The sequence below is a fragment of the Azospirillum sp. B2RO_4 genome, assembly GCF_051124815.1.
Taxonomy (GTDB): domain Bacteria; phylum Pseudomonadota; class Alphaproteobacteria; order Azospirillales; family Azospirillaceae; genus Azospirillum.
Genome location: NZ_CP118485.1, coordinates 2,401,789 through 2,423,180, shown reverse-complemented (window position 1 = coordinate 2,423,180; position 21,392 = coordinate 2,401,789). Strand labels below are relative to the sequence as shown.

Below are 21,392 nucleotides of genomic sequence, written 5' to 3'. Positions count from 1 at the left end.
CCCGTGGCAGGGTCCCGGTTTGCCGAACGCGCCGTTTCTGTGTAGGCTCCCTCCATCCAGGGAAGCCTTTCAGCAAGGTTGGGCGATGAGCACCGAGATCCGCACCTTCACCATTCCCGACGCCGCCGCCGAAGAGGCGCAGGTGCAGCTGTCCGCCTTCCTGCGGACGGTCGAGGTCCAGCGCATCGAGACCGCCTATGCCGACGGCGCGTGGCGGGTGCTGGTGCTGTTCACCGACCTCCGCCGCAAGGAGGAGTCGCAGCAGATCGAGGCGGCCATCGCCGCCGCGCTGAACGGCTGGCGCGACAAGGCCGCCACCCAGGCCGGGGTGACGCGCGACGCCATCCTGCCCGACGATCTGGTGCAGGAGATCGCCCGCTTCGCCCCGACGACGGAGCATGAGCTGTCGATCATCGTCAACGCCCGCGGTCAGGCCAGCTCGCCCTATGGCGGGGAGATCGTGCAGGTGGTCCGCTCGACGCTGGATCTGCTGATCGACTGAGCGCGTGGCGGCGGCGTTCGGGTGGGTTCTATCCGGTTCGGTCGGGTGCGGACACATCCAAAGGCTGCGCCGCCGCTGCCGTAAGCGTCAGTTGGTTCCTTGGCGCCGACGTGCCAGGATTGCGCCCTTCACCGGCATCGACGGATGAGGTGGTTTGTGGCTTCGAAAGATCACTCAAGGACTCGTGTCGCGGCGGATGCGGCGTGGCCCGCGGTTCCGGACTATCGGAAGATGGCCCAGGAACTGGCCCGATTGGGCGCGGAGGCCGCCCGGCGCGCCCGCATGACCGGCAACGGTCATTACGACCGGCTGGCGCACACCCTGACCGATCGGGCGGGGGAGATCCTGGACGATCTGGAGCGCGGCGGGAAGGTGTAGGGGGCTGAGGGTTTGGGAAAAAGAAAACGGCGCCCGGAATGGGCGCCGTTGTCGTTTGTGCGGGGTGGTTGCTGATTTGCCCCCACCCCGACCCTCCCCCGCTGGGCGGAGGAGGGAGTCTGTCGCAGTGCGGCGGGGTTCCCTCCCCCGCGGAGCGGGGGAGGGTTAGGGTGGGGGCAAGTGCGACCTGCCTCAGACCACCTTCCTTGGCCTCAGACCACCTTGGCGTCGTGCATGGCGGCGATCTGGTCCTTGTTGTAGCCGAGCTGGGCCAGGACCTCGTCGGTGTGCTCGCCGAGCAGCGGCGAACCGGTGACCTCGACCGTCATGTCGGAGAACTTGATCGGGCTGCCGACGGTCAGGTACTTGCCGCGCACCTTGTGGTCGACCTCGACGACCGTGCCGCTGGCGCGCAGCGACGGGTCGTTGGCGATCTCCTTCATCGACAGCACCGGGGCGCACGGGATGTCGTACTTGCGCAGGATGTCGACGGCCTCGAACTTGGTCTTGTCCTTCAGCCAATCCTCGATGATCGCGAAGATGTCGAAGATCTTGTCCTGGCGGGCTTCGGCGGTGTTGTAGGCCGGATCGTCGATCCACTCCTCGCGGCCGAGAGCCTTACAGATCGGCGCCCAGGCATGGCCCTGGATGGTGAAGTAGATGTAGGCGTTGGGATCGGTCTCCCAGCCCTTGCACTTCAGCACCCAGCCCGGCTGGCCGCCGCCGCCGGCATTGCCGCCGCGCGGAACCACGTCGGAGAAGGTGCCGTGCGGGTACTGCGGGTATTCCTCCAGATAGCCGACGCGGTCGAGGCGCTGCTGGTCGCGCAGCTTGACGCGGCAGAGGTTCAGCACGCTGTCCTGCATCGACACGGCGACCTTCTGGCCCTTGCCGGTCTTGGTGCGGGCCATCAGGGCGGTCAGGATGCCGATGGCGAGGTGCATGCCGGTGTTGCTGTCGCCGAGAGCGGCGGCGGACACGGTCGGCGGGCCATCCCAGAAGCCGGTGGTGGAGGCGGCGCCGCCGGCGCACTGGGCGACGTTCTCATAGACCTTCAGGTCCTGGTAATGGTGGCCGTCGCTGAAGCCCTTGACCGAGGCGACGATCAGGCCGGGGTTCAGCTCCTTGATCTTTTCCCAGCTGAAGCCCATGCGGTCGAGCGCGCCGGGGCCGAAATTCTCCACCAGAACGTCGGATTCCTTGATCAGACGGGTCAGGACTTCCTTGCCCTCGGCCGTCTTGGTGTCGAGCGTCAGGGAGCGCTTGTTGCTGTTCAGCATCGTGAAATAGAGCGCGTCGGCGCCCGGAATGTCACGCAGCTGGCTGCGGGTGACGTCGCCGGCACCCGGACGTTCGACCTTGATCACGTCCGCGCCGTACCAGGCCAGAAGCTGGGTGCAGGCGGGGCCGGCCTGCACATGGGTGAAGTCGATGATCTTAATGCCTTCGAGCGGCTTGGTCATGACTGCAACTCTCCCTTTTTCACGTAGTTTCAGTTTGTCTCTTGGATTTGCACTTCTGCCCGGCCGGCCCACGCCCGGAGATCGGGGGCGTCGGGTTCGCTTGCAGGCCGGAATTCGCTGATTGCCGCAGGGCGCCGTCAGCCGGCCGCCGCTTCGAGTTCGGTGAGGCGGCGGCGCAGTTTCCGTTCTTCGGTCCAGCGGGCGGTTTCGTCCCGCACCACGGCGACGATCCCGGACACCCCACCGTCGGTCCCGCGCAAAAGCGCGACGGTGAAGGCGATCGACAGGCTGTGCCCGTCCTTGTGCACCGCCGGAACCCGCAGCAGGTCATGGCCGTAGCGGGTCTCGCCGGTGGCCATGGTCTTTTCGTAGCCGTCCCAATGACGCTGGCGCTGGCGTTCGGGAATGATGATGTCGAGCGACTTGCCCATCGCCTCGCCGGCGGTGAAGCCGAACATCCGCTCCGCCGCCGCATTCCACAGCGTGATGGCGCCGGCCGGGTCGGACACGATGACGGCATCGCCGATCACCGCCACCAGCTGTTCGCAATCCACAACCGCGGGCGAACCCGCTGCTGCTGTCTGATCCATGTCGATCTCCTTGGCGCTCGCCCCCTCTTGGATTGGGCGCCGGGGGAGCCGGTGCGGCGGTGGCCATTGGGGGTTTGATGTCCCAAACCAAGGCCGCACTGACATTATCGATACGGTATACCAGATACCATCGACCATGCAAGAGGATTTGAGCGCTTCGCGAACTGTTGTTTGCGCCAACCTTTCGAAGGGGGGAGGGGCAATTGAAAACGCCCCGCAGCCGGGTGGGCCGCGGGGCGTCGGAAACAGGCGGAGCGGGAGACGGGGCTATCCGGGCTTTCGAGCGGGGCCCCCTTGAACGAAGATCGCCAGATGGCCGGCGGACGCACCGATCCCGCTTTCCTCATCCTCTCCTGTCCGGACGACCGGATGCCGGCGGAGGATCATGGGTAGCGATCTCCCAGACCAGTTTGTCGAGAATGGCGCGGGCGAAGCTGGCGCGGCTGTCCGCCACCCGGACGAAGCAATCGGCACCGCCGACGACGCTGGCGGTGAAGTAATCGGCGAGCCAGGCGACCTCGTCGAGGATGACCAGACCATTGACGGTGATGCCGGCTGCGGTGACGGTGTCGCGGGCATATTCCGGCCGGATGCCGATGTTGCTGGTGCCGTTGCTGACCAGATCGATGATCCGGCGGGACGACAGGAAGCCGCTGTCGCCGAACAGGGCGGCCGAGCGCAGCATCGCCGCGCCGATGCCGGTGCTGCCGGCGAAGTCTCGCCGTGGCGCCTGTTCGACCCGGTCGGCGAAGGCGCGGACGCTGTCGGCGCTATCGAGCAGGGTCCAGGGGATCAGCACCTGGAAGGACATCGGATCGGACCAGGACACCAGGGTCACGGCGACGCGGCGGTGCGGTCCGCTGTCGATGGCGGCGATGATGCGGGGGTCGCGAAACGCCGCGGCATGACCGGCCAGTTGGAAATCCAGCGTGTTGTCGACGATGCTGGCCGAAGCGTCGACCGCCAGCACCAGTTCAAGGTCGACGACGATCTGCGCGCGGCCCGGCGCGGCCCCGCCCGCAGCATACAGGACGAGGATGGCGGCAAGCGCCGGCACCCACCGCCTCCACAGCCGCCTCATCCGCTCGCGAACCGCCATGGCAAGACCCTCTCCGCTGGAGGAGCCGTCCGGGCCGGCAGGGTCCGGCATTCATCATGTGTGAACGAACGAAGGATAGCGCGATTTCCGGCAGGGCCGACGGGAAAACGGGGCAGAACAGAAAAAAGGACGCCGTGACAGCGTCCTTGCAGGGGGTCCAGGAACCGTTCGGCTCCCGGACCGGTGGGCATGGGAGGCTCGTCGCCTCCCATGATCCCTTATCCGCGTTGTCGGTCCGGTATCAGACGTCCAGCAGCAGGCGGCGCGGATCCTCGATCAGCTCCTTGATGCGGACGAGGAAGGTGACCGCTTCCTTGCCGTCGATGATGCGGTGGTCGTAGGACAGCGCCAGATACATCATCGGGCGGACCTCGATCTTGCCGCCGATGACGACCGCGCGGTCCATCGTCTTGTGCATGCCGAGGATGGCGGACTGCGGCGGGTTGATGATCGGGGTCGACATCAGCGAGCCGTAGACACCACCGTTGGAGATGGTGAAGGTGCCCCCCGTGAGTTCGTCCATCGACAGCTTGCCGTCACGGCCCTTCTTGCCGAGAGCGGCGATGGTGCCCTCGACGCCGGCGAAGTCCAGCTTGTCGGCGTCGCGGACGACCGGAACCACCAGACCCTGCGGCGTGCCGACGGCGACGCCGATGTCATAGTAGTTCTTGTAGACCATGTCGGTGCCGTCGATCTCGGCGTTGACGGCCGGGATCTCCTTCAGGGCCTGGACGGCGGCCTTGACGAAGAAGGACATGAAGCCGAGCCGCACCTTGTGGCGCTTTTCGAAATAGTCCTTGTACTCGGCGCGCAGAGCGATCGCCGCCGACATGTCCACCTCGTTGAAGGTGGTCAGCATGGCGGCGGTGTTCTGCGCCTCCTTCAGGCGCTCGGCGATGCGCTGGCGCAGGCGGGTCATGCGGACGCGCTCTTCCTGCGCGGCGCGCGGACGGTCGCCCTGGGTGCCGGCGGCCCACACCGGCTTCGGCGCCGGGGCCGGAGCGGCCGGCTTGGCGGCCGGAGCCGGGGCGGCGAGCACATCGCCCTTGGTCACGCGGCCGTCCTTGCCCGACCCGGCGATGGACGAGCCGTCGATGCCCTTCTCGTCCGCCAGCTTGCGGGCGGCCGGGCCGGAGGCGGCCAGGTTGCCCGGAGCGGCGGCCGGAGCCGGGGCCGGCGCGGCGGCCGGAGCCGGAGCGGCCGGGGCAGCGGCGGGAGCGGCGGCAGCCGGGGCGGCACCGGCGCCGGCGCCCTCGTTGATGACGCCCAGCAGGGCGCCGACCTCGACGTTCGCCCCTTCCGGAGCGACGATCTCGGCCAGCACGCCGGCGGCGGACGCGTTCACCTCAAGCGTGACCTTGTCGGTCTCCAGCTCGACCAGCGCCTCGTCCATGGCGACGGCCTCGCCGGCCTTCTTCAGCCAGCGGGCGACCGTCGCCTCGGAGACGGACTCACCCAGCGTGGGGACCTTGATGTCGGTAGCCATTTCTTATTCCTCGTTCGTCTTCTTGTTCGCTTGGGTGATGGTCAGCGGACCGTCAGGGCTTCGTCCAGAAGCTTGGCCTGCTCCTGGTTGTGGCGCTTCAGCAGGCCGGTCGCCGGCGAGGCGGTGGCCGGGCGGCCGACGTAGGACGGGCGGCCGGCCTTGTGGCCGACGTCCTTCAGCACGGCTTCCAGGCGGCGGTCGGCGAAATGCCAGGCGCCCTGGTTCTCCGGCTCTTCCTGGCACCAGACCAGCTCGGCGTTCGGATACTTGGCGAACTCGGCCGCCAGAGCGTCCTTCGGGAACGGGTAGAGCTGTTCCAGGCGCAGGATGACCACGTCCTTGATGCCGCGGCTCATGCGCTCCTGCAGCAGGTCGTAATAGACCTTGCCGGAGCAGACGACGATGCGGCGGATCTTGTCGTTGGCGGCCAGATCGTTGGCGGTCTCGCCCAGCACGCGGTGGAACGTGCTGCCCGGACCCATCTCCGACAGGTCGGAGATGCACAGCTTGTGGCGCAGCAGCGACTTCGGCGTGAACAGGACCAGCGGCTTGCGGAAGCTGCGGCGGATCTGACGGCGGAAGACGTGGAACAGGTTGGCCGGCGTCGTGACGTTGCAGATCTGCCAGTTGTCCTCGGCGCACATCTGCAGGAAGCGTTCCGGACGGGCGGAGGAGTGCTCCGGACCCTGGCCCTCGTAGCCGTGCGGCAGCAGCATCACCAGGCCGGACATGCGCAGCCACTTGGACTCGCCCGACGAGATGAACTGGTCGATGATGGTCTGCGCGGTGTTGGCGAAATCGCCGAACTGCGCCTCCCACAGCACCAGATTGTGCGGCTCGGCCAGCGAATAGCCGTATTCGTAACCGACGACGGCGGCTTCCGACAGCGGGCTGTCATGGACCTCGAAGGTCGCCTGATCCGGGCTGACGTGGCAGAGCGGGACGTACTTCTCTTCGGTGTTCTGGTCGTACATCACCGCATGGCGGTGCGAGAAGGTGCCGCGGCCGGAATCCTGGCCCGACAGGCGGACGCCGGTGCCCTCGGCGACCAGGGTGGCGTAGGCCAGCGCCTCGGCGGTCGCCCAGTCGATGCCTTCGCCCGATTCGAGCGTCTTCTTCTTGGCTTCCAGCTGGCGCGCGATCTTGGAGTTGATCGCGAAGTCCTTCGGGTACTCGCAGAGCTTGAAGCCGATCTGCTTCAGCTTGTCGATGTCCACGCCGGTCTCGCCGCGGTGGGCGGTGTCGGCGCCCTGCGCCTGCAGGCCGGCCCACTTGCCTTCCAGCCAGTCGGCCTTGTTCGGCTTGTAGGTGCTGGACGCCTCGAACTCACCCTCGAGCTTCTTCATGAAGTCCTGGGTGATCTGGTCGCCCTCGGCCTGGGTGATCACGTTCTCTTCGACCAGCTGCTTGGCGTACAGCTCGCGCGTGGTCGCGTGGGCGCGGATCTTCTTGTACATCAGCGGCTGGGTGAAGCCCGGCTCGTCACCCTCGTTGTGACCATGGCGGCGGTAGCAGACCATGTCGATCACGACGTCCCGCTTGAACTTCTGGCGGAACTCGATGGCGATGCGGCTGACATGGACGACGGCTTCGGGATCGTCGCCGTTCACGTGGAAGATCGGCGCCTGCACCATCTTGGCCATGTCGGAGCAGTACACGCCCGACCGCGAATAGGTCGGGTTGGTGGTGAAGCCGATCTGGTTGTTGATGATGAAGTGCATGGTGCCGCCGGTGCGGTAGCCGCGCAGCTCCGACAGGCCCAGCGTCTCGGCCACGATGCCCTGGCCGGCGAAGGCGGCGTCGCCGTGGATCAGCACGCCCATCACCTGCTCGCGCTCAAGGTCGCGGCGCTGCTGCTGCTTGGCGCGCACCTTGCCCAGCACGACCGGGTTGACCCATTCCAGGTGGGACGGGTTGGCGGTCAGCGACAGGTGGACGATGTTGCCGTTGAAGTCACGGTCCGACGAGGTGCCGAGATGGTACTTCACGTCGCCCGAACCCTGCACGTCCTGCGGGCTCGACGGGTTGCCCTGGAACTCCGAGAAGACGGCGGAGAAGGGCTTGCCCATGAAGTTGGTCAGCACGTTCAGACGGCCGCGGTGGGCCATGCCGACGACGACCTCCTTGAGGCCGAGCTGACCGCCGCGCTTCAGGATCTGCTCCAGCGCGGGGATCATCGACTCGCCGCCCTCAAGGCCGAAGCGCTTGGTGCCGGTGTATTTCAGCTGCAGGAACTTCTCGAAGCCCTCGGCCGCGGTCAGACGCTCCAGGATGGCGCGCTTGCCGTTCACCGTGAAGTCGGTGTGATTGCGGCCGCCCTCGATGCGCTCCTGGATCCAGGCCTTCTCTTCCGGATCCTGGATGTGCATGAACTCGACGCCGATCGTCCCGCAATAGGTCTTGTGCAGGATTTCCAGGATCTGGCGCAGCGACGCCGTTTCCAGGCCGAGCGAGTAGTTCAGGAAGATCGGACGGTCGAGGTCGTCCGGGCCGAAGCCGTAGGTCGCCGGATCCAGCTCCGGGTGCGGCTCGCGCTTTTCCAGGCCCAGCGGGTCGAAATGCGCGTTCATGTGGCCGCGGACGCGGAAGACGCGGATCAGCATCAGGGCGCGGATGCTGTCCAGCGTGGCGGCGCGCAGCTGCTGCGGGCTGATGCCGCCATAGACCTGCTGGGCGTGGGCCAGCATGGCGCCGTTGCCGGGGCCGTTCATCGCGGCGGCGGCGCCGTTCGCGGCGCCGTTGGGGGCGCCGACGATGAAGCTTTCGGCGACCGGGTCGCGCTTGGCCTTGGGGTCTTCCAGATCGGACACGGTCCAGGACGCGCCGCGCAGCTCGTCCAGGACGGCGCGCGAATCCTCGTCCAGATCCTGGAAGAAGCTGTTCCAGCTGGGGTCGACGGTGGCCGGGTTGGACAGGTAGCTGGCGTAGAGTTCGGCGACGTAACCGGCGTTCGAGCCGAAGAGGAACGAGGTCTGTTCCAGATTTGCCGACATGGTTTCACCTCGGGCCGTGCGCCCGGGTCCCTGTGGGAGATGATCGCGGGTGATGAAGGAGGCGGTGGGTCGATGGATACCCATGTGCAAGAACCGGCGGAAACAGCCGGTGGGGTGCCAGGCGCACCGCCGACGCTTGCATATGGGTTCCCAGGACCATCCGTCCAGGGGGCCGCCCGAAGAGGCGGCGGGCGGGGCACCGCAGCGTCCCGCCCGTCAACCTCGTCCTGGTCGTCCTCTTTTCAAAGGCAGCGGGCCGTGGGCGTCACCCGGAGGCGACGCCCGCAGGCCATCAGCCCTTGAACACCTTCAGCATGGTGGAGCCCAGGCTGGCGGGGCTGTCGGCGACGGCGATGCCGACCGACTTCATGAAGTCGATCTTGAAGTCGGCGGTGTCGTTGCCGCCGGAGATCACCGCGCCGGCATGGCCCATGCGGCGGCCCGGAGGCGCCGTGCGGCCGGCGATGAAGCCGACGACCGGCTTCTTCGTGCCCGAGGCCTTGATGAACTCGGCGCCGCGGACTTCGGCGTCGCCGCCGATCTCGCCGATCATGATGATGCCCTCGGTCTCCGGGTCCTTCACGAACAGCTCCAGGCTGTCGACGAAGTTGGTGCCGTTGACCGGATCGCCGCCGATGCCGATGCAGGTGGTCTGGCCGAGACCGGCCGCCGTTGTCTGCGCGACGGCCTCATAGGTCAGCGTGCCGGAGCGCGAGACGATGCCGATCTTGCCGCGCTTGTGGATGTGGCCCGGCATGATGCCGATCTTGCACTCGTCCGGCGTGATGATGCCGGGGCAGTTCGGGCCGATCAGGCGGGTCTTGGAGCCGTCCAGGGCGCGCTTGACGCGGACCATGTCCAGCACCGGGATGCCTTCGGTGATGCAGACCACCAGCGGGATCTCGGCGTCGATGGCTTCCAGGATCGCGTCCGCGGCGAAGGGCGGCGGCACGTAGATCACGGAGGCGTTGGCACCGGTCTTCTCCACCGCTTCCGACACGGTGTCGAAGATCGGCAGGTCGAGGTGCTTGGCGCCGCCCTTACCGGGCGTGACGCCGCCGACCATCTTGGTGCCGTAGGCGATGGCCTGCTCGGAGTGGAAGGTGCCCTGGGCTCCGGTGAAGCCCTGGCAGATCACCTTCGTGTTCTTATCGACGAGAACAGCCATGTTACGCGGCCTCCTTCACGGCCTTGACCACCTTTTCGGCGGCATCGGCGAGGTTGTCGGCCGAGAGGATCGGCAGGCCGGATTCGGCCAGGATCTTCTTGCCCAGATCGACGTTGGTGCCTTCCAGGCGCACCACCAGCGGAACGTGCAGGTGCACTTCGCGCGCCGCGGCGACCACGCCCTCGGCGATCACGTCGCAGCGCATGATGCCGCCGAAGATGTTGACCAGGATGCCTTCGACGTTGCTGTCGGACAGGATCAGTTTGAAGGCCGCGGTGACGCGTTCCTTCGTGGCGCCGCCGCCGACGTCGAGGAAGTTGGCCGGCTCGCCGCCATACAGCTTGATGATGTCCATGGTGGCCATCGCCAGACCGGCGCCGTTCACCATGCAGCCGATGTTGCCGTCGAGCTTGACGTAGTTGAGGCTGTGCTTGGCCGCCTCGATCTCCGCCGGATCCTCTTCGGCCTCGTCGCGCAGCTCTTCCACGTCCTTGTGACGGAACAGCGCGTTGTCGTCGAAGTTCATCTTGGCGTCGAGCGCCAGGATGTCGCCGGCGCCGGTGACGATCAGCGGGTTGATCTCGACGATGGCGCAGTCCAGGTCCACGAACGCCTTGTAGGCGGCCTGGATGAACTTGGCGGCGGCGCCGACCTGCTTGCCTTCCAGGCCCAGCGCGAACGCCACCTTGCGGGTGTGGTAGCCCTGGATGCCGGTGGCCGGATCGACGGCGACCTTGATGATCTTCTCCGGCGTGTTATGGGCGACCTCTTCGATCTCCATACCGCCTTCGGTCGAGGCCATGATCGTCACGCGGCCGGTGGCGCGGTCGATCAGCATGCCGAGATACAGCTCGCGCTTGATGTCGGCGCCTTCCTCGATGTAGAGGCGCTTGACCTCGCGGCCTTCCGCGCCGGTCTGCTTGGTGACCAGCACGTGGTTCAGCATCTCGGCGGCGTTCTTGCCGACATCCTCGATCGACTTGACGACGCGGACGCCGCCCTTGCCCTCGGGGTTGTCCTTGAAGCGGCCGGCGCCGCGGCCACCGGCGTGGATCTGGGACTTCACGACCCAGACCGGACCGCCCAGCTCGCGGGCGACCGTCTCGGCCTCCTGCGGGGTGTAGGCAACGCCGCCGCGGGGAACCGCGACGCCGTACTTCTTCAGCAGGCTTTTCGCCTGGTACTCATGGATGTTCATCGGGCGTCCATCTGTTTTTTGGTTCGGCTGACGAGAACGGGTCGACTGAAGGACAAGACGGGCGCACCACCGGCGCCGTCCCGGACCCGGAAAATGGGCCGGGACGGCGCCGGAGACCGCGCGGTCCGTTCCTTAGGAAGCGGCCTTTTCGGCGTCCAGCTTCTTGACGACGTCGACCAGCGTCTTCACCGCGTCGACGGAGTTCTGGAACATCGCCTTCTCTTCGTCGTTCAGCTCGATCTCGATGATCTTCTCGACGCCGCCGGCGCCGATGATCGTCGGGACGCCGACGTAGAGGTCGTCCTGGCCATACTGGCCGCTCAGGTGGGCGGCGACCGGCAGGACGCGCTTCTGGTCCTTCAGGTAGGACTCGGCCATCTGGATGGCGGAGGCGGCCGGGGCGTAGAAGGCCGAGCCGTTGCCCAGCAGCTTGACGATCTCGGCACCGCCGTCACGGGTGCGCTGAACGATGGCGTCCAGCTTCTCCTGCGTGGTCCAGCCCATCTTGACCAGATCGGGCAGCGGGATGCCGGCGACGGTGGAGTAGCGCACCAGCGGGACCATCGTGTCGCCGTGGCCGCCCAGCACGAAGGCGGTGACGTCCTCGACCGAGACGTTGAACTCTTCGGCCAGGAAGTAGCGGAAGCGGGCCGAGTCGAGCACGCCGGCCATGCCGACCACGCGCTCCGGCGGCAGGCCGGACGCCTGCTGCAGCACCCACACCATCACGTCGAGCGGGTTGGTGATGACGATGACGAAGGCGTTGGGGGCGTGCTTGCCGATGGCCTCGCCGACGGTCTTGCAGACGCCGGAATTGATGCCGATCAGGTCGTCGCGGCTCATGCCCGGCTTGCGCGGGATGCCGGCGGTGACGATGACGACGTCGGCGCCCTCGATGGCCGAATAATCGTTGCCGCCGGTCAGGCTGACGTTGTAGCCCTCGACCGGGGCGGCCTCGGCGAGATCGAGAGCCTTGCCGGCGGGGGTGCCTGGGACGATGTCGAACAGGACGACGTCGCCCAGTTCCTTCTGAGCAGCGAGCAGAGCCAGCGTGCCGCCGATCTGGCCGGCACCGACGAGCGCAATCTTCTTGCGAGCCATGGAGCGTTCCCTAAAACGTTTGAGCGTCCCCCATTCAGCGGGAGACTAGAACCGTTGGTCATTCTAACGTCTTAGGGATCCAGCGCCCCGAGATTTCGGAAGCGTAGGTAGCGCGTTTTGTCGCGGAGGGCAAGCCTGACCGCTAGCGAGGCATTGCAGCTTTGCGTCGCACCCCCGATGATCCTTTCCAACGACTGGACCGTTCGGCTTTATACGTGTGGTTCGCGTCCGGTCCTTACCTTGTTCAAAGACGGTCGAAGGAGAGCGCAGATGGCCAAGCTCGTGGCCCGTTTCATTCCCGGTCTGACCATGTCGCTGGCGCTTGCCGCCGGCATCGCCGGCGTCTCGGCGGCCGGTGCCGCCCAGGCCCAGACGGTCGGCGATTACAGCGCCGCCATCGCCGCCGCCCCCATCGTCGATGCCACGGCGGAAGCCAGCATCGCCTATTGCCGGCCGCTGACCAATTACGTCTACACCTCGATCCCCGCCGACCAGCGGGCGAACTGGGTGCTGCCGCTGGTGACGCTGGACGGATCGCAGCCGGCGGAACTGGCCGCCAAGCGCGAAACCTGCCTGAAGGTGCGCGAGCTGCCGCTGATCGCCTTCGATGCCGGCACCGGTGAGCAGATCGTCACCCCGGCCGAGGCGATGGAAGGCCCGACCGACCGCGGCCCCTATTACAAGGAGGTCTCGCCCGACGCCCCGGTGCCGCGCACCGGCCGCGCCACGCCGCGCCAGCCGATACCGCGCGGGGGCCTGCAGTAAGGTTCGAGGGGGCTCCCTCTCCCGTCCCGGGAGAGGGAAGGGGCCCATGCGGAGCATGGGAAGGGTGAGGGGTGAGGCAAGAAGCCATGCGGTTCGGGATTCTTGCGCCACCCCTCACCCTCCCCACCTTCGGCGGGTCCCCTCCCTCTCCCGGGGCGGGAGAGGGCGATGATCGTCGGGTGCGGCAGCCGCAGCTCTCCTACGGCCCGATGCCGTAGCGTTCCAGGTGTCGGGCCATCTCGGCGGGGGAGAGCGGGAAGCCGCTGCCCTGCCGGGCGTTCAGCATCGCGCGCGGGTGGATGCCGGCGGCGCGGGTCTGGATCTGCATGGCGCAGCGCATCGACAGGCCGGCACGCCAGACGAGGGCGGTGACCGCCTGCGGGTCGTGGGCATCCAGGATCAGGTCCACCACCTCCGGCGCGACGCGGGCGCGCAAGGTCAGCGCCGTCCGCACGAAGCCGGTCTCGTTCCACGACATCGCGTCGCCCAGCGCCGTCTCGTCCAGCTTGCCCAGCCGGTGCAGGCGGACGGCGCGGCGTTCCGGCGACTCGGCCGACTCGGGGGCTTCCGCCCAGTCGATGCGGCGGCGGGTGGTTGCGGCGATCTCCGCCACCGTGGAGTCGTCGAAGTCGGGACGCCGCCGCAAAGTCTCCACCACCGCCAGATCGACGAAATCGGCCAGCCGCAGCGCCAGCCGGCGGGGCAGGGCGGGACGGCGGGCCAGCTTCTCCCGCCAGTCGGGATGGTGGGCCGACCGCTCCACCAGAGATTCCAGCGTCGGTTCGGCGATCACCGCGCCGCTGTTGTCGAGCAGGATGCCGGTCGCCTCGGCATGGCCGCTGCCGGCGATGGCGTCGGACAGGGCGGCGCCGATGCTGTGGCGCCGGGCGATGGCCGACAGCGCCCAGCCGGCGGGAGCCGCGGCGACGATGTCCAGCAGATCCTCGTCGCTAAGCGCCGCGCAGCAGCGCAGAACCGGCTCCGCCACCGAGCGTTCGACATCGCGCGCCAGTGTCGCCACCACCGAGGGCGGGGCGCAGGCGATGTCCTTGATCGCCGTCGCCAGCGCCTCGCGCACACGGACGATGTGGTCGCGGGCCAGCTGTTCCAGCGCACGGACAGCGACCGTGCTGACGGTGTCGGCCCCGCCCGGCGGCAGGTCGGGCAGCAGCCGGCACAGCTTGCGGGCCAGATTGGAGCGCACGTCGGCGTCGCCCATCCCGGCCAGCCGCGATTCGACCAGCACGTCGCCGACCTGACGGGCGACGTTGCGGCCGGGCGGCGCGGGGGGAGGGGCCGCGTCGGCCGACTCGGCGAACAGATAGTCCATCAGTTCGGGCGCGACGCCGCAGTCCGTCTCCGGCGGGAGGCGGCGGGAGGGGCGGAACGGGGTGCGCCGGGCTGTCACCGGACCTGAAGCCTTGTGGTTGTGCCGCGGCGGGGCCGGAGCGGCAGTGGTGGGATCATGCGGTCCATCGAAGCGCCCCCCTGGTTAACGGCGTCCTAATTCGGCACTGGCCCGGCTTGTGACATCCGGCACGGCCGGTCGCGGGGCTCAGCGCCGCTTGGCGGCAGGGGTGGCGCCAAGCATGCTGCGTTGCGCCAGCATCGGGCGCGGCATCTGCCGGCCGCCCAGCACGCGAACCGGCACCGACTGCTCCAGCCGGTGCTTGTCGAACTGGTCGAAGATGCGCAGCAGCGCCTCCGCCGTGCCCTCTCCGTAATGGATGTCGGTGCGGGCGCGGTCCAGTTCGGTGCGCAGGCCGTCGCGCAGCCGGCCGAACAGGGCGTCGAACAGCGCCTGGAAATGCTCTTCTGCGAAGACGAAATGCCGTTCGCGCAGATGGTCGGTCATCCGGCGGATGAAGGTCTGGCGCTGCTGGTGGAACTGGCGGAAGCGCAGCATCACCCGGATGAAGGGCGTGTCCGCCAGCACCGCCAGCGTTTCCTCATGCGCCAGCCGCCGCCAGACCTCGGCATCGCGGTCGGTCCCCAGCCGGTTGAACAGGGCGACGGCGCTTGCGTTCAGCGCCTCCCATTCCTTTTCGTAGAACAGGGCGGTCAGCGTCGATTGCAGGCCGGGGAGGATAACCTGGGGAAAGCTGGCGCCGGTGACCGGGTCCATGCTGTCGGGCAGGCGGGTGCGCAGGGCGGAGACCATCAGGCGGGTGACGAAATCGCGGCGGCGGCCATCGTGATGAAGAGGCTGTTGCCCGTCCCCCGCCGCATCCCCCATCGTCGTGCAGCCGCCGCAGCCGGACGCGGTGCAGGAGGCTGCGGTACAGGATTGGCAGATCGACGCGAAGAGCGGCAGCACCGACGGCCAGTGCGCCATCATCAGCCCCATGGCGCGGGTGAATTCCTCGCGCGACAATACGCCCTTGGCGGTGAATTGCGGCTCCAGCGCCTCCTGAAAGGTGCTGACCAGAGCCTGGGCCGTGCGATGGTGACGTTCGAACGGCGGCGGATCGGCGGTCATCCCACGCCCCTCCCTCCCGATACATCCCGGCGGACGGGTCCTGTGGGCCAGCCGCGGTTACCGGAACAATTTATCAGGTATTTTATCCATCTTGGCTGTGACGGCCATCACAGGGGAGGGGCGGGAACCCGCCGGCGCAAAAAAAAGGCCGCTGCCCATGCGGGCGCGGCCTTTAGTCTAGGGAGGAAACGCACTGCAAAATGCAGTAACGAGGCGGAGTTTAAGCAGACGGCCGTGTTAGCGGTACCACCCTTTTCGAATTGGTGCGGTGCGACATCCGCATAGCGCGGTATGGAATTTGTTTAGACTCGCCTATATGGTGGGCGGAAAGGCAGTTTTCCGCACTTTTTTCGGGCATGGGGCCGGTCGCGGGTCAGACGGACGATCGATTTCGAAAATAATCGCGTTCGGATCGGTTCGGAAACGAAAAAAGGAGGCGCCTTCCGACGCCTCCCTTAGTCCCCTGGAAACCGGCGGGCGTCAGGCCGCCAGCTTCTCGCGGATCAGCGCCTTGGTCTCGTCGATGCCGTAGAGCTGGATGAAGGAGCCCATGCGCGGGCCGGTGGTCTGGCCCAGCAGCACCTCGTACAGAGCCTGGAACCACGCCCGCAGTTCGGTGAAGCCGTGAGTCTTGCCGACCTCGAACACCTCGTTCTGGATGGTGTCGGCACGGGCGTCGGCCGGCAGCCCGTCCAGCTTGGCCAGCAGGTCCTGCAGGGCCGCGCGTTCGGCGTCCGTGGGGGCGCGGAACCGCTTGGTCGGCTTCACCTGATCCTGGTAGTAGCGCACGGCATAGCCGACCATGCTGTCCAGGAAGGGGCTGTTCTCCGGCGTGGCGTCCGGCGCATAGCGGCGGATGAAGCCCCACATGGTGTCCTTGGTCTCGGCATTCGCCGCACCCGCCAGATTGAGCAGCAGGTTGAAGGACACGTCGGAGCGCACGGCCGGCGGCTTGCCGTTGTGGATGTGCCAGGCCGGGTTCTCCAGCTTCTTCGCCGGCTCCTCGCCATGGACCTTGTCGACGAAGGTCAGATACTCGTCGACGGCGCGCGGGATGACGTCGAAGTACAGGCGCTTGGCCGACTTCGGCTTCTGGAACATGTAGAGGGCGAGGCTTTCCTGCGGCGCGTAGGCCAGCCATTCCTCCATGGTCAGGCCGTTGCCTTTCGACTTGGAGATCTTCTGGCCCTTGTCGTCGAGGAACAGCTCGTAATTGAAGCCCTCCGGCGGGGTGCCGCCGAGGATTTTGCAGATCTTGCCGGCGAGGTCGGCCGAGGGGATCAGATCCTTGCCGTACATCTCGTAATCGACGCCGAGGCCGAACCAGCGCATGCCCCAATCGGGCTTCCACTGCAGCTTCACATGGCCGCCCGTGACCGGCAGTTCGACCTTCTTCCCGTCCTCGTCCTCGAAGACGATGGTGCCGGCATCGACGTTGCGCTCCAGCATCGGCACCTGGAGGACCCGGCCGGTCGAGGGGGAGACCGGCAGGAAGGGGCTGTAGGTCGCCTGACGCTCGGCGCCGAGGGTGGGCAGCATCACCGCCATCACCTCGTCGTAATGGCGCAGGATGCCGAGCAGCGCCTCGTCGAAGCGGCCTGACTTGTACCAGTCGGTGGACGACTGGAACTCGTACTCGAAGCCGAAGCTGTCGAGGAAGGCGCGCAGCCGGGCGTTGTTGTGGGCGCCGAAGCTGTCATGGGTGCCGAAGGGATCGGGCACCTGGGTCAGCGGCTTGCCCAGGTTGGCCGCCACCATCTCCTTGTTGGGGATGTTGTCGGGGACCTTGCGCAGCCCGTCCATGTCGTCCGAGAAGCAGAACAGCTTGGTCGGAATGTCGCTCATGGTCTGGAAGGCGTGGCGCACCATGCTGGTGCGCGCCACCTCGCCGAAGGTGCCGAGATGCGGCAGGCCCGACGGACCATAGCCGGTCTCGAACAGGACATAGCCTTTGGCGGGCGGCGCTTTCGCGAAGCGCGCGACCAGTTTGCGCGCCTCCTCGAACGGCCATGCCTTCGCCTGCAACGCCAGATCCCGTTCGCCGGTCATCGTCGGACCCTTTCGAAACCACATAGATAAAGTTGGGAATGAGGGCAAAGACCCTAGGGCCGGCGGGGCGTGGCGTCAACCACGGGTGTCCGGTGCGGGATGTGCGAGGGGGACGCTTGCGGCGCCCTTTCGCCCGGTCCATCCTGCGTTCCCCGCGGGATCGGCCTTGCGGGATCGGCCTTGCGGGAGCGGGCGGGGTTGGCGGGGTCCTTGGGCGATGAGCTGGCTGTATCTGATTGTGGCGATCCTGTTCGAGGTCGTCGGCACCTCCGCGATGAAGATGTCGGACGGCATGACGCGGCTGGGTCCGGCGGCGGCGGTGGTCGTCTGTTACGGCGTCGCCTTCCTGCTGCTGGCCAAGGCGCTGCGCACCATGGAGGTCGGCATCGCCTATGCGATCTGGTCGGCGACCGGCACCGCGGCCATCGCCGCCATCGGCGTGTTCGTGTTCGGCGAATCGCTGACGGTGATGAAGGTGGTCGGCATCCTTCTGATCGTTGCCGGGGTCGTCAGCCTGCACATGGCGAGCGGGACGGCGTGAGCACGATAGTTAGGCATTGACCTAAGTATATTCTCCCGCTAGGGTGCCGTCATGGATGCAGCACTCGACAGGACGTTCCGTGCGCTGGCGGACCCCACGCGCCGGGCGGTGATCCAGGCGCTTGGGCGCGGACCGGCATCGGTCGGCGACCTTGCGAAACCCTTCGGCATGGCTCTGCCCAGCTTCCTGCAGCATCTGAAGATGCTGGAGGACAGCGGGCTGGTCGAAACGCGAAAACAGGGGCGGGTACGCACCTGCACGCTGAAGCCGGAGGCGCTGGCGGCCGCGGAAAGCTGGCTGGAAGCGCAGCGGAGCCTGTGGACGAAGCGGCTCGACCAACTGGACAGCCTGGTGCTGGACCTGAACAAACGGGAGGAAGGGACACCATGACCGATGTGGTTTTCAACCCGCAGCTCGACCTCGAACTGAAGCGCGAGGTGGCGGTTCCGCCGGGCCTCGTCTGGCGGGCCTGGACCGAGCCGGAACTGCTGATGAAGTGGTTCACGCCGGCGCCCTGGCGGACCACCGCCTGTGAGATCGACCTGCGGCCCGGCGGCAAGTTCCGCACGGTGATGGAAGGGCCGAACGGCGAGAGGAACGACAGCACCGGTTGCTTCCTGGCTGTGGAGCCCGAGCGGCGGCTGGTCTTCACCGATGCGCTGGGTCCGGGCTTCCGCCCCACCGGCGGCGGTTTCATGACCGCGACCGTCACCATCGAGCCGACGGCCGGCGGCACGCTCTATACCGCCGTCGCGCTCCACAAGGACGAAGCGGCGAAACAGCAGCATGAGGAGATGGGCTTCCATCACGGCTGGAGCGCCGCGCTCGACCAGCTCGTCGCCCTGGTGAAGGGGCTGTAAAGGGACCTAAGCCCCGACCTTGAACGGGTTCACTTGCCGGGCGGCGCGTTCGACCGCCTCGGCGGGGCCGGGGCGGCCCAGGTAATAGCCCTGGGCGACGTCGCAGCGCAGGGCGCGCAGGGCTTCCAGCGTTTCGGCATCCTCCACGCCTTCGGCCACCGCGGTCAGGTTCAGGCTGTGGGCCATCTGGATGACGGCGGCGGTGATCTTGGCGCTGTCATGGTTGCTGGTGAGATCGGCGACGAAGCTGCGGTCGATCTTCAGCTTGTCCACCGCCAGACGGCCGATGTAGGACAGGTTGGAATAGCCGGTCCCGAAATCGTCGATCGACACCTGCACGCCCATCGCCTTGATGCGGCGCAGATTGTCCATCACCAATTCGGTGTTCTGGATCAGCATCGATTCGGTCAGCTCCAGCTCCAGCAGCAGCGGGTCGAGCCCGCTGTCGGCCAGCGCCCGCGTCACCGTGGCGACGAGGTCGCTGCGCTGAAGCTGCAGGGCCGACAGGTTGACCGCCACCGACAGCGACAGGCCGCGGGCATGCCATGCCGCCGCCTGCCGGCAGGCCTCGGTCAGGACCCAGGCGCCGATGGGCACGATCAGGCCGCTGTCCTCGGCGATCGGGATGAAGTCGCCGGGCGGGACCATGCCCTTGTCGGGGTGGTTCCAGCGCACGAGCGCCTCCGCACCGGTGACGGCGCCGCTCTCCAGACTGACCTGCGGCTGGTAATGGATCAGGAACTCCCCATGGTCGAGCGCGCGGCGCAGGCCGCTGCGGGTGGACAGGTGGGCCACCGCCTCGGCGTTCATCGCCTCGGCATAGAAGCGGTGGGTGTCGCGGCCGGCCGCCTTGGCGTGGTGCAGCGCGGTGTCGGCGTTCTTCAGCAGGGTGGCAAAGTCCTTGCCGTCGGCCGGGGCAAGCGCCACGCCCGACGACAGGGTGACGGTCAGCTCATGGCCGCCGACCTGGAAGGGCTCGGCCATCGCCTCGTGCAGGTTGGCGACGGCCTCCACCACCGCGTCGATGTCGGGCTGCCCGGACAGCAGCAGGATGAACTCGTCGCCGCCGCCGCGGCTGACCGTGTCGGTGTCGCGCACCGCCGCCTTCAGACGCTCCGCCACGGCGCGCAGCAGGGCGTCGCCGACGGCGTGGCCGAGGCTGTCGTTCACGGTTTTGAAGCGGTCGAGGCCGCAGGCGACCAGCGCCACCAGCCGGCCGTTGCGTTCCGACCGGGCCAGCGCCTGTTCGGTGCGGTCCTGCACCAGGACGCGGTTGGGCAGCAGGGTCAGCGCGTCGTGGCGCGACAGATACTCCATCCGCTCCTGCGCCGCCTTGCGTTCGGTGATGTCGCGGACGAGAACCAGCAGCCGACGGTCATTGCCGTCGATGACGGCGCGCCGCATGCTGACCTCCACCCAGAACAGCGAGCCGTCGAGCCGGCGGGCATGCCATTCGAACAGCTGCGGTTCGCCGTCGGCCGCCTTGCGGATGCGGGCCGCGGCGTCCTGCCGCGTGTAGGGCGGCACGCCCGAGCTGATCATCGCGACGGTGAGGTCCGACAGCGACAAATTGCCGACCCGGTACATCTCCCGCATGCGGCGGTTGACCTCCAGGATGGCGCCGCCGTCGAGGTCATGGATGAAGATGGCGTCGGTGACGCTGTCGAAGATGGTGCGGACGCGCTCCTCGCTGGCGGTCAGGGCGGCGACCGCGGCGCGCAGGCTTTCGGTCTTGCTTTCCACCTGCCGGCGCAGCAGCAGCACCCACACCAGCGCGCCGAAGCCCAGCACCGCCAGTCCGGCCAACAGCTTCAGCAGCAGGTCCATCATCTGGGGGCTGACGATGCCGGTCAGGCTGCGGCCGAGCCAGCGTTCCTCGACCGCCTTGCGTTCCTCCGGGGTGATGCGGGCGAAGCCGTCGGCGATCAGGCGGAACAGCGCCGTGTCGCCCTTGCGCACCGCCCAGTGCAGTTCGCCGGTGTAGAGCGGGTCGGTGTAGCGGAAGCGTCCCTGCACGCCGCGCTTGGTCATGTAATAGCGGGCGGAGGGGTCGTCCATGCAGAAGACGCGGGTTTCCTGCCTTGCGGCGGCGTCCACCATCGCTTCGAAGCCGGGATAGCGCTGGAAGGCGGTGATGCCCTGGTCGGTCAGCCATTCGATGCAGAAATCGCCGTCCTTCACCCCGACCGTGAAGGCGCGCAGCGACTCCACCCCGGTGATGCCGCTGAGGTCGGCGCTGAACCAGATCGGCACGTCGACGCGGGCATAGGGCTTGGAGAAGTCGTAGATCAGGTCGCGGGCGTCGTTGCGGAAGATCGTCTCGATGACGTCGGCGCCGCCGCTGTCCATGGTCTTGCGGGCGAGGCCCCAATCGAGCGGAAGCATGCGGACCGGGATGCCGGTCTTCTGCGACCACAGCGTCCATATGTCCTTCACGATGCCGACATGGGCGCCGTCGGGGGTGCGGAAACTGTAGGGCGGGTAAGTGTCGTCCAGCGTGACCCGAATTTCGGCCGGGCGCGGGCCGTCGTCCGGCGACGCGGCAGCCGGTGCCGTCACGCTGATCGCCACCGCCGGGTCGCCGGCCAGCAGGGACAGCAGCAGCACGGCAAGCAACCGCAGGACGGCCCGGCGCGCCGCGGAGCGGATCATGGCGGCGCACCCGTGGGGGCGGGCGGCGGACAGCGCGTGGCGGACATGGACATGGCCCTTGCCGAGGT

At 67.5% G+C, this 21,392-nt stretch carries 18 protein-coding genes; 6 read left to right on the top strand and 12 right to left on the bottom strand.

The features are described from left to right. Window positions 1-85 precede the first annotated feature (85 nt). Both PWS46_RS11575 and PWS46_RS11570 read left to right on the top strand, forming a co-directional pair. On the top strand, window positions 86-502 hold the full coding sequence (locus tag PWS46_RS11575; RefSeq protein ID WP_434615185.1) for an HRDC domain-containing protein: 417 nt from the start codon (window positions 86-88) through the stop codon (window positions 500-502). A 231-nt stretch (window positions 503-733) separates the two neighbouring features. After that, on the top strand, window positions 734-880 hold the full coding sequence (locus PWS46_RS11570) for a hypothetical protein (RefSeq protein WP_434615182.1): 147 nt from the start codon (window positions 734-736) through the stop codon (window positions 878-880). A gap of 212 nt (window positions 881-1,092) precedes the next feature. Here PWS46_RS11570 and frc read toward each other — a convergent pair whose 3' ends face one another. From frc to mdh, 8 genes are all read right to left on the bottom strand, one after another. After that, window positions 1,093-2,343, bottom strand: a complete 1,251-nt coding sequence (frc, locus tag PWS46_RS11565; RefSeq protein WP_434615179.1) for a formyl-CoA transferase — start codon at window positions 2,341-2,343, stop codon at window positions 1,093-1,095. 137 nt (window positions 2,344-2,480) lie between these two features. After that, on the bottom strand, window positions 2,481-2,933 hold the full coding sequence (locus tag PWS46_RS11560; protein ID WP_434615176.1) for a PAS domain-containing protein: 453 nt from the start codon (window positions 2,931-2,933) through the stop codon (window positions 2,481-2,483). Between the two features lie 343 nt (window positions 2,934-3,276). Then, window positions 3,277-4,032 carry a DUF1194 domain-containing protein gene (locus tag PWS46_RS11555; protein WP_434615173.1) on the bottom strand — a complete coding sequence of 252 codons (756 nt, stop codon included), beginning with the start codon at window positions 4,030-4,032 and terminating at the stop codon, window positions 3,277-3,279. A 241-nt stretch (window positions 4,033-4,273) separates the two neighbouring features. Beyond that, the gene (gene odhB, locus PWS46_RS11550; protein WP_434615170.1) at window positions 4,274-5,518 is read right to left on the bottom strand and encodes a 2-oxoglutarate dehydrogenase complex dihydrolipoyllysine-residue succinyltransferase; all 1,245 of its coding nucleotides are present in this window, start codon (window positions 5,516-5,518) and stop codon (window positions 4,274-4,276) included. 41 nt (window positions 5,519-5,559) lie between these two features. Continuing rightward, complete coding sequence (locus tag PWS46_RS11545; RefSeq protein ID WP_434615167.1) at window positions 5,560-8,511, bottom strand: 2-oxoglutarate dehydrogenase E1 component; 2,952 nt, start codon at window positions 8,509-8,511, stop codon at window positions 5,560-5,562. 292 nt (window positions 8,512-8,803) lie between these two features. Beyond that, entirely contained in the window at window positions 8,804-9,679 is an 876-nt protein-coding gene (gene sucD, locus PWS46_RS11540) for a succinate--CoA ligase subunit alpha (RefSeq protein WP_014246680.1), read from the bottom strand. Between the two features lies 1 nt (window position 9,680). Further along, on the bottom strand, window positions 9,681-10,877 hold the full coding sequence (gene sucC / locus PWS46_RS11535) for an ADP-forming succinate--CoA ligase subunit beta (protein WP_434615164.1): 1,197 nt from the start codon (window positions 10,875-10,877) through the stop codon (window positions 9,681-9,683). Window positions 10,878-11,009: 132 nt separating this feature from the next. Next, complete coding sequence (gene mdh, locus PWS46_RS11530) at window positions 11,010-11,978, bottom strand: malate dehydrogenase (RefSeq protein WP_109155085.1); 969 nt, start codon at window positions 11,976-11,978, stop codon at window positions 11,010-11,012. A gap of 270 nt (window positions 11,979-12,248) precedes the next feature. On the opposite strand from mdh, the gene PWS46_RS11525 reads away from it, so the two are divergent. Then, window positions 12,249-12,743, top strand: a complete 495-nt coding sequence (locus PWS46_RS11525; protein ID WP_434615160.1) for a hypothetical protein — start codon at window positions 12,249-12,251, stop codon at window positions 12,741-12,743. A gap of 199 nt (window positions 12,744-12,942) precedes the next feature. Here the strand turns inward: PWS46_RS11525 and PWS46_RS11520 are convergent, their stop codons facing one another. From PWS46_RS11520 to PWS46_RS11510, 3 genes are all read right to left on the bottom strand, one after another. Next, window positions 12,943-14,151, bottom strand: a complete 1,209-nt coding sequence (locus PWS46_RS11520; protein WP_434615157.1) for a DUF2336 domain-containing protein — start codon at window positions 14,149-14,151, stop codon at window positions 12,943-12,945. 147 nt (window positions 14,152-14,298) lie between these two features. Continuing rightward, the gene (locus tag PWS46_RS11515) at window positions 14,299-15,222 is read right to left on the bottom strand and encodes a hypothetical protein (protein ID WP_434615154.1); all 924 of its coding nucleotides are present in this window, start codon (window positions 15,220-15,222) and stop codon (window positions 14,299-14,301) included. A gap of 480 nt (window positions 15,223-15,702) precedes the next feature. Next, window positions 15,703-17,271: a lysine--tRNA ligase gene (locus tag PWS46_RS11510; protein ID WP_085090328.1), complete on the bottom strand. Its 1,569-nt coding sequence runs from the start codon at window positions 17,269-17,271 to the stop codon at window positions 15,703-15,705. Window positions 17,272-17,488: 217 nt separating this feature from the next. On the opposite strand from PWS46_RS11510, the gene PWS46_RS11505 reads away from it, so the two are divergent. Genes PWS46_RS11505 through PWS46_RS11495 form a run of 3 tightly spaced genes read left to right on the top strand, consistent with a single transcriptional unit; the run spans window position 17,489 to window position 18,672 of the window. Next, entirely contained in the window at window positions 17,489-17,812 is a 324-nt protein-coding gene (locus PWS46_RS11505; protein WP_434615151.1) for a DMT family transporter, read from the top strand. 51 nt (window positions 17,813-17,863) lie between these two features. Next, the gene (locus tag PWS46_RS11500; RefSeq protein ID WP_149197864.1) at window positions 17,864-18,202 is read left to right on the top strand and encodes an ArsR/SmtB family transcription factor; all 339 of its coding nucleotides are present in this window, start codon (window positions 17,864-17,866) and stop codon (window positions 18,200-18,202) included. Next, window positions 18,199-18,672 (top strand): SRPBCC family protein, encoded by a 474-nt coding sequence (locus PWS46_RS11495; protein ID WP_434615148.1) that lies wholly within the window; start codon window positions 18,199-18,201, stop codon window positions 18,670-18,672. Before PWS46_RS11500 ends, PWS46_RS11495 begins: the two co-directional genes overlap by 4 nt. A gap of 6 nt (window positions 18,673-18,678) precedes the next feature. On the opposite strand, the gene PWS46_RS11490 is transcribed toward PWS46_RS11495, so the two are convergent. Next, window positions 18,679-21,324 (bottom strand): EAL domain-containing protein, encoded by a 2,646-nt coding sequence (locus PWS46_RS11490; protein WP_434615145.1) that lies wholly within the window; start codon window positions 21,322-21,324, stop codon window positions 18,679-18,681. Window positions 21,325-21,392: the final 68 nt, after the last annotated feature.